The organism is Olleya sp. ITB9, from assembly GCF_001315805.1.
GTDB classification, from domain to species: Bacteria; Bacteroidota; Bacteroidia; order Flavobacteriales; family Flavobacteriaceae; genus Olleya; species Olleya sediminilitoris.
On the sequence record NZ_BCBW01000022.1, the window covers coordinates 1 to 2,977 of the forward strand.

Annotated in this window: 3 protein-coding genes; 2 read left to right on the forward strand and 1 reads right to left on the reverse strand. The window is 30.0% G+C overall.

The features are described 5' to 3' along the window. Nucleotides 1-37: 37 nt before the first annotated feature. A complete protein-coding gene (locus ITB9_RS06285; RefSeq protein WP_054851582.1) occupies nucleotides 38-700 on the reverse strand; it encodes a class I SAM-dependent methyltransferase in 663 nt (220 codons plus the stop codon). Between the two features lie 338 nt (nucleotides 701-1,038). On the opposite strand from ITB9_RS06285, the gene ITB9_RS06290 reads away from it, so the two are divergent. Then, the gene (locus ITB9_RS06290) at nucleotides 1,039-1,995 is read left to right on the forward strand and encodes a hypothetical protein (protein WP_054851583.1); all 957 of its coding nucleotides are present in this window, start codon (nucleotides 1,039-1,041) and stop codon (nucleotides 1,993-1,995) included. A gap of 164 nt (nucleotides 1,996-2,159) precedes the next feature. Further along, entirely contained in the window at nucleotides 2,160-2,960 is an 801-nt protein-coding gene (locus ITB9_RS06295) for a hypothetical protein (RefSeq protein WP_148638388.1), read from the forward strand. Nucleotides 2,961-2,977 lie beyond the last annotated feature (17 nt).

Genomic DNA, 2,977 nt, shown 5'->3' on the forward strand with positions numbered 1-2,977 from the left:
TTTATTATCAAAACTTAAAGATTAACTACATTCTATTTTAAAAAACTTGATATAAAGTTGTCACAATAAGACCTTTATTGTGTTTTAAAACATGCGACATTAATTGTGTTTCTGAGGTTACTTTAAAATTAAAAGGTGCTTCTAAAATATTTAAACCACTCTTCTTTTTTATTCTAATACCTTGACCAGAAATAATATCTAAGTTTGGTACAAACGCCGAATTTGGAAGATGTTCGGTTAGAATAATGTATTTATATTTTATTAGTTTTTTAAGTACATTTTTCACCTCTGTATTAGATAAATGCTGTAAAACTTGTCTAATAATGGCACAATCTCCATCAGGCAATTCATCAACCGCAATATCCAAACATTTAAAATCTAAATGTTCAGCTTTATATTTAGCATTATTATAATCTATTAAATTTTCAACGATATCTATTGCATGATATATCTTTGTAAAAGGAACTAAATGTTTCCCAATATTAAAATCTCCACAACCTAAATCACAAACCGCTAATGGAGTTTTAAAAGATTTAAAAAAGGTGAGCACAACCTCTAAATAAGGCCTAATAATTTCTGGATCATGAGACCCTTCTCCAGAATAAAACTGGGTGTTATTGTTTCCCCAAAGTTTCATTTCATAAACCTGCTCCATTGCCTTTTTAGTTGGCCAAGGTTGTTTTGTTCGTGTTTTTGTCATTAATAACCAGTAAAATTTTTATTAAAAACTATTTTACTTACCTTATAACAAACCTACAAATAAGTAAAAAAACATTTAATGTTAGCGACAGTTTATTTTGTAAAAATTAAGTAATTAAATACAAGCACCTATCTAAACACAAAATAAACAATGGCTAAAAACACGTAGTTATACGTATTGAATTTACAAGTGCATTATTATAATTTAGCTATCAATAAACAATAATAATAAAAAGACAATTATTTGATATAAGTCACAAAAAGTTGTCATAACGGGAAATATAACCCCAAAAACAACTATATTAGTTGTCATATAACCAGTTGCCACCAATTTAAAAAATGAACAGACAATTAAAGAACATACTTATTGCAATTGGAATTCCAACTCTCTACGCAATAGTTTTAAGATTAGCTTTCGGAGTGAAAGATTGGAATGAATTATTTTCTGTAATGTCAGTTACTTTCCTTTTTCTTCTTCCAACAATAGTTGGTGCATTAACAGTTTACCTATCAGATAAAAATAAAGTTCAAAAATTATGGTATCGAATTTTTACACCTTGGATTCCAATAATTTTATTTCTTATCATCACACTTGCTTTAGCAATTGAAGGTTGGGCTTGTTGGTTAATGATTCTTCCAGTTTTCTTGATAGCTGCATCAATTGGAGGATTAATAGGAGGTTATTTAAAGTTAAAAAGAAGAAATGACAGACTAAACGTTTCGTTACTGATTCTTATTCCATTCCTAATTTCACCAGTCGAACAATTAATTGAAAAGATTCCAGGGACATATAAAGCATATACTTACATAGATATTAATTCAAGTGCAGAGAAAATATGGGAAAATGTAACAAGAGTCAGAACTATTGAAAAAGAAGAAGATACTGGATATTTGACAGAATTTTTAGGATTTCCGAGACCTTTAAAAGCTGAATTGAATTATAACGGAATTGGTGCTTATCGAGAAGCGATTTTCACTAATGGACTAATTTTCAGAGAAACAGTTACGGAATATGAAGAAAATAAGAAAATGGTCTTTTCAATTAAGGCAAATACTTATGAAATTCCATCAACAACTCTTGACGAGCACATTCTAATCGGAGGAGAATATTTTGATGTATTAAATGGAACTTATGAGCTTGAAAAGCTGACCGAAGGAAAATATCGTTTGCATTTATATAGTAATTTCAAAATGAACACTACTTTTAATTTTTATGCTGGTTGGTGGGGTAAAATAATAATGAAGGACATTCAAAATAACATTCTGAAAGTTGAAAAGAAACGTGCAGAAGAATAAAAAACTGGTGGCAACACCGTGTATAATTAATGGCTAGTTCTCGCCTACTTACGAAAATCCTCGCGGATTTTCTATCTGGTTTTTATTTGCTAAATTATGTGCTTAAACACGCCACTAATCATACACAATACCGTTACCCACAATTAAAAACCAAATTTTACGCAATGAAAAAACTTAATTTATTACTTACAATTATTTTAGGAATTACAATTTTATCTTGTTCATCTGATGATGAAAACAGTAACGGAAACAATAGTGACTTAATCGGAACTTGGTATGGAATTTCAAGTACATTTAATGGAAATAATACAGGAGTTCCAGACAATAGTATTTTAAAATTTACAACTGATAATCGAGTAGAATTTATCTACGAAGGTTTCGGAAATAGCGGAGAAGATATTTCTGAATTTGGAGATTGGACTGAAAATGGAACAACATTAACAATCGCTTGGGATGATTCAGACGCTGGATTAGAAAACTATGTTTTAGAGATTTTAGAACTTAATGAATCAACTCTAAAATGGAGAACTGAAATAACTGGAGAAGGAACTTTAATTGAAACATTTAGTAAAAATCAAAATGCAACAGTTGACTTAACTCAATTTCAAGATTACAACCTTGAATTTACGGTTGATATTGCTGCTTTAGGACCAAACGAGCCTTATGAATTTCAAGCGACATTTATAACGACAGATGGAGACGACCAAGTTGTTGAAATGACCGAAACATATTCTGGTTTAACAGCAAATACAGATGATTTTATTTCTGACTCAAAAATTGTAAAAGAATATAAAGTTGTCGGAGTTCGAGCAACTGCTGTGAGTAATAATGTTGGAGGTTTAATAGTAAAACTAACAAAAGTTTCAGACCAAAATGAAATTATGAACACTTGGGAAAATATTCCGAATAGTGCGACAATAACCTATGATTTTGAAACTGGAACAGAAACAACAACATCGAACTAATAACTGTGGGTAACAAA

Coding starts and splice junctions, on each gene's coding strand:
- ITB9_RS06290 (WP_054851583.1), top strand. CDS start 1,039: ATGAACAGACAATTAAAGAACATACTTATTGCAATTGGAATTCCAACT.
- ITB9_RS06285 (WP_054851582.1), bottom strand. CDS start 700: ATGACAAAAACACGAACAAAACAACCTTGGCCAACTAAAAAGGCAATG.
- ITB9_RS06295 (WP_148638388.1), top strand. CDS start 2,160: ATGAAAAAACTTAATTTATTACTTACAATTATTTTAGGAATTACAATT.